This is a genomic window from Buttiauxella brennerae ATCC 51605, assembly GCF_001654925.1.
Classification (GTDB): domain Bacteria; phylum Pseudomonadota; class Gammaproteobacteria; order Enterobacterales; family Enterobacteriaceae; genus Buttiauxella; species Buttiauxella brennerae.
On sequence record NZ_LXER01000018.1, the window covers coordinates 93,287 to 99,286 of the forward strand.

The 6,000-nt window shown below is 40.4% G+C and carries 4 protein-coding genes; 2 read left to right on the forward strand and 2 right to left on the reverse strand.

Annotation, left to right across the window (positions count from 1 at the left end; all coding sequences use genetic code 11):
- The first annotated feature begins 503 nt into the window (after window positions 1-503).
- Both M975_RS11185 and catA read left to right on the forward strand, forming a co-directional pair.
- A complete protein-coding gene (locus M975_RS11185) occupies window positions 504-1,391 on the forward strand; it encodes a transporter substrate-binding domain-containing protein (RefSeq protein ID WP_064559339.1) in 888 nt (295 codons plus the stop codon).
- 129 nt (window positions 1,392-1,520) lie between these two features.
- Window positions 1,521-2,198, forward strand: a complete 678-nt coding sequence (catA, locus tag M975_RS11190) for a type A chloramphenicol O-acetyltransferase (RefSeq protein WP_083967885.1) — start codon at window positions 1,521-1,523, stop codon at window positions 2,196-2,198.
- Window positions 2,199-2,332: 134 nt separating this feature from the next.
- On the opposite strand, the gene M975_RS11195 is transcribed toward catA, so the two are convergent.
- Complete coding sequence (locus M975_RS11195; protein ID WP_064559341.1) at window positions 2,333-4,261, reverse strand: putative bifunctional diguanylate cyclase/phosphodiesterase; 1,929 nt, start codon at window positions 4,259-4,261, stop codon at window positions 2,333-2,335.
- A gap of 17 nt (window positions 4,262-4,278) precedes the next feature.
- On the reverse strand, window positions 4,279-4,773 hold the full coding sequence (locus M975_RS11200; RefSeq protein ID WP_064559343.1) for a putative pterin-binding protein: 495 nt from the start codon (window positions 4,771-4,773) through the stop codon (window positions 4,279-4,281).
- Between the last annotated feature and the right edge of the window lie 1,227 nt (window positions 4,774-6,000).

The window sequence follows — 6,000 nt, forward strand, 5'->3', positions numbered from 1 at the left end:
ATTAATGATTTACTTGCAACTCTCGAATGTAGTGATGTGAAGGGCGTCCCTCAGCGCAAAACAAACCCGCCAGAGCCTCGTCAGGCCTGATTATAAATACTGATGCCACCGACAATAAAAAAACTGATATTTTATTGAAATGAGATCATTCGTTCATTAATAAAAATAAACGATGTGAATAAAATTAAGCACCTGCCAACAACCCATTAACGTATCGTACACCAAAATCCGACAACCCCTTCGCTTCGCAAAACATGACTACAACATTTGATGTATTACGTAAAAAAAATCACCACATGCACAAGAAAATTATTTTATATCAAAATAAAATAAATATAATGACAGGTATGAGAAACTACGTGGTTCGTTGATGCCCGTTTATGCATACAAAATTATTAATGAAGGGCATAGCGACTTAAGAAGTGTTCTTCGCACCCTCTAAATCCATACAGTTAAATATCCATGCATTCAGCCTCATGAACTAAAACAAAAGGTAGTGAATAATGAAGTTCTTAAAAAAATACACAGGGAAGTTTTTCCTATTTATTTTTATGTTACTACCGATTAAGAGTCCCCATGCTACCACACTAGATGAAATCATCTCTCGTGGGTATATTAACATCGGTTACCATGACACTCCACCTTACTCCTACGAAAACAATGGTGTGGCTATAGGTTTTACCATTGATATTTGCAGTGAAATTATTAGTGCCATAAATAAAAAATCCTCACTTAAAAAAATAACCGCTAATTATATTAGCACTAAATTATCCGAAAGATTAGAGCTAATAAAGAGTGAAAAGATAGATTTAGATTGTTCTAATTCTTTCATCACTAAAACCAGGGTCGAAAGTTTAAGTGCTTCCATTCCTATTTACGTCACCAGTGATGCCTATATCCATAAAAAATCAGACCATGCACATAGGCTAGATGATTATAAAGGGAGAAGCATCTCTTCTGTAAAGGGTTCTATAGACACAACCATGATTGGAAGGGCTAATCGTTTTGACAATCTCAATATGCTGATGTTACCAGCAGGCACCATGAATTCAGCATTCGAAAAGCTAACAACCGGTGAAGTAGCAGTCGCGGTTCTGGAGTACATGAAGGCAAACTATTTAGTTCATTCATTGGATAAGGATAATATCTACGAAGTCACTAAAATAGGACCGCCATTTTTGGTGGGTATTTTGATGAAGAAAAATAATGATGACCTCTTAACGTTAGTGAATGACACTATCACTCATTTAACTAAAACGGGTAGATTGCAGACTCTTCGGGACAGATGGTTTACGCAAAAAGTGCCGGGTTATGGCATAATTAAAAATGATCAAGAAATACAAAACACCCCTGCTAATGCTACGGATTTCGCCTCATTTCGAGATTATTGAGTCGCCCCTAAGAAGGTTGTGTATGCAATGCGCTGGCTACCAAAACCGTTTTGCTCCTATATGCTTGCTTAATTCATAAAAAAACTTAGACTAACATCTGATATATAATTTATAACCAAAGGTTAAGAAATGGAAAAAACAACTCTGGAGTATACACCTGTTGACTTGTCTCGTTGGGCAAGGAAGGAGCATTTTGAGGTATTCCAGTCATTTGCTCAAAGTACAATTAACCAGACTGTCCTGGTAGATATTACCGCGCTACTAAAACATATAAAAGAAGTTGGCTGGAAGTTTTATCCTACTATTATATTCCTCCTTTCTAAAATCGTAAACAGTCATGCAGAGTTCCGTATGGCCATAAAGAAAGATGAACTTGTCATATGGAATGAAATTCATCCAAGCTATACCATTTTCCATAATGAAACAGAGACCTTTTCATCATTATGGAGCCACTATGATGGCAATATTCATCACTTCCAGGAAGTTTATTCAGAAGACATTGCACGCTATGGTAATAACCTGTCTTATTGGCCTAAGGAGGAGTCTCGGGAAAATATATTTTTCGTATCGGCTATTCCCTGGGTAAGTTTTACCAGTTTTAATGTCAACGTTGCTAATATGCAGAACTTTTTTGCCCCTATGTTCACTCTTGGAAAATACTACCAACAAGATGGAAAAGTATTGTTGCCTCTCGCCGTTCAGGTACATCATTCCGTGTGCGATGGTTTCCATGTGGCAAGACTGTTCAATGAGTTACAAGAGATGAGTGATGGCATACAACATCTTTCAGAGGAACCCAATGCTTGATGTGCAAGAAATCTTGAAGAGCTCCTTTTAAATAGAGCGGGCAGCAAAGATAACATTCATGCCTGTTTTGAGCTGTGAGTTCAACGTGTCGATGCACGCGACCCTGAATTCACAACAGAAAGAACATTTTCCATTTAACCGTATCTAATTTTTCCATCTATATAAGGCTGAGGTTTACCAAACAGATAGCCTTGTATGAAATCACAGCCCAGCACCTGAAGGCTTTCCAGTTGCTCCTGTGTTTCAACACCTTCTGCAACGGACTTCATATTGAGGGATTTCGCCATGCCGGTGATGAGCCTGATAATATTAAGAGCGTCTTCATGTGTCGATATCGAATTCACGAAGGACTTGTCTATTTTAATTTTATCGAAGGCAAGCCTGCTCAGACGCGAAAGAGAAGAATAACCAGTACCAAAATCATCCAGGGAGATTTTCACCCCCAAAGCCCGCAACCTGTTAAGCGTATTCATCGGCGTATCGTTCTCAGTAAAGAGAGAGGATTCTGTCACTTCCAGTTCAAGACGCTCAGCGGGAAGCCCCGTTTCGTTCAGAATGGACAACACCATTCCGGCAAAGGTTTTACTGCTTAGCTGGACAGGAGAGACATTGACTGAAATTTTAGTCGGAATCACCCAGGAAGCGGCTTCCCGGCAGGCCATTTCAAGCACCGATTTCCCCATCTCGTTAATCATTCCTGTTTTTTCAGCCACAGGAATAAAATTGTCCGGCGACAGGATACCCTTTTGAGGATGTATCCAACGAATAAGGGCTTCATAGCTGTAAATTTCCTGGCTGAAAGAATCGACAATAGGCTGATAGTAAACCACGAATTCTTTATTCACTAACGCCAGTGCCATATCATGCTCAAGGGTTCGGCTTTCTTGCAGCTTATCTAACATCCATTGCCGGAAGACTTTTATCTTACCAACGCCTTCCTTTTTGGCTTCATAAAGGGCCAGATCGGCAAATTTATAGAGATAGTCGGAGCGGCGTTCAGTGTCTGAGATAACAATACCGACACTGGTGGTTATATTGATAATCGTATTATAAATCGTGTAGGGCTGGTTGATCGCATCGCATATATGTTGGGCGCGTGAAATGGCTCCGCTCTCCGTCAAGCCACTCGAGAGAAACGCAAACTCATCCCCGCCTAAACGATAAAGCGTATCGGAAGCCAGGCCCATAGAAATCAGACGTTGTGATATCTGGCGTAATAACATATCACCGACATCATGACCATACGTATCATTGACCTCCTTGAATCGATCTAAATCAAACAACATCACATTCACAGAATTATTGCTTTTTACTGCGTTCTCGATGGTTTCATTTAAATTCCCCCAGAAAAAATGGCGGTTATTCATCTCAGTCAGAGAGTCATGGTAGACGTCATACTCCAACTTTGCATTCTGGACTTGCAGTTTTTCTTTAGATTCCTGCAGTGCTTCAGCAAGACTCTTTACCTGAAGATGTGCCTTCAGAATATTTCTGTTTTGATAAAATATCAGCAGACCAAGAATCGCACTCATTATTATCAGCAATACAGATGTCGCGGAGTAAATATAGTACAGGGTTTTAATTTTGAGGTTGGCGTCATTAATCGTGTTGATATCTTTGTCTAACGCGCCGGACGACAGACGAGCCAATTGTGGGTCAAGCGTCTGCATTTTTTTCAGGTATGTCTGGAGTTCTGAGCGGTTCATTTTCTCAAGATGAATATCCAGATACTCAAGTGTCTTTTCAAGCTGTAGAGCCAGTGCATGATGGGCTTTATTACTTTCTATGTAATTACTCAGATCACCTTCTTTCATTAAATCACTCTGGCTGAGCATAATGTCGAGACGCATGCGTACATCATCCAGCGTCATCGTCTCATCGATAGTGTAAAGACCAAGCAACGATTCGAACCGGTAATACTCTGATACCATCTGTGCAGCAGACCACGAAGCCGCGTAGTGCGTCAGTTTCTGTAACTCTTGTTGCCTTTCATGCACAAGGAAAGAAATATATCCGGTAGATATAAAAAGGAAACAAATGATGCCAGCCAGAATTCTGTTCATGTTGGTCTTCTGACCCCTTACTCAATATTCATTCTGCTGACCTGCCAGGCTGACCTTGAATAATAAATCTGATTATTCAGCTCAGGCAGGCTGTCATAGGGGTAAACAACAAACAACGGGCCTTTATCACGGATACGCATATATTCTCCGTTGATTTTTAACGCAAGGATAACGTTGTATTTCTTAAAATCACTGAGGGGGATTTCAGTGGTGTAGTCATTGAGTGCAGTGACCTTAACAACAGAACCTTTCGCCCCGACATAATCCATGAGCTTTTGCAGTGAAATACCCGTAAAGGTAGTGCGGCCATCATACCAGGGAGAAGTGGTCTGAAAACTGACCAGACCCAGTTTCTCAAGGCTGGCGATATCAAAAACGGCTTTTCCACCTTCATTTGTATTTTCGATATTTCCAGACAGCGTTAAAAGGACTTTACCGGCAGGCTTGGAAAGTTCGCCCGCCCAAGCCTGTGTGGAGAGCGCAAAGCTTAACAGCATGACAATTAACCGCATTCTGACCTCGTATATCAACCGGATGTTAAAGAATTATAATTTAGATACTGTGCTATTTATATATGCTCCTGGGCTATTGTTGATGCAATCAGTTCACCTGCATTTTAATCTATTAAAATCAACTGGTTAAAAAAACACTTTATTTTTATATTGATTAAAAAAAGTCGATACTGTTATTTGATATACACATAAAAGCGCTTCGACTGTGCAAAAAAAAGCCAACTGTTTACACAGCGAAAATAAATACACAGTAATATAAAGGTTTATTTGTTTGTGAGCCGACAGGAATTTCATGCAAGCAATGTCCTCTCCTGGTACTAATCAGCCACAGGTTGATCTCTGTCAGCTAAGAGCGAGGCACAGACGTTGGCAGTTCTTCTAACAACTGTAACTGCATGGCTAACATTGAGGAAACATGATCAATGGGGAGGAGGTCACAGCGTGCTTACCTTGATTAAGCGCAGCCAAACCGATAAGGCATCGGGGGGCTCATCTGGGGAAATTATCAAGGTTAGTTTTATTAATGATTTGTTGGGAAAACTTACAATTCAAAGGAGGGAGTAATCTTAAAAGCCCTGACCATTGCAGCCAGGGCTTTTAAGGTACTTCAGACTTCAGATTTAACATTAATGGACTTAATAAAATGATACTGCTATTTATACTGCTTTCAAATGTACCCGTTTACTACAGATAATATTGGGCATTAATACTAAAAAACCTCCCTCTATTTATCTCGTCATACACCTGCCTGCGCTTTCAGAACCTAAGCGTGGCAACCTAAACAAGCACATCCCCATCGCGACATATACTCTTTGATGCGTTGCCCGTTGCTCATACGGTTACCATAAACAAACGAAACCGTCAGCATCAACTAAAAAAACAAGGCCTTACATCGTCGCGCTAACACTACCATTTTGCGAACCAGCACAATCACTACGAGGCCTGAAAACAACTACATCCCAAACAACAAACTTCGTGGCCTGTAAAGCAAAATGGCTTTCCCAGAACTTCTTTCCATTCACTAACTTACTAACTACTTTCATTGTGCTGCTGAGTACTAATTTACTCATTTGAGATTTGAGGTCAATACTGTTTTTTAAAACATGTTTTTATTTACAGCGATAGTGACTGTGCTATATCCCGCTACTCATTGTACCGACCTGTTAGCAAAGTTCGCTATTGGCACTCACCCACCCTTCCAAACATCTCCGGCAGCTAAGAGCGAGA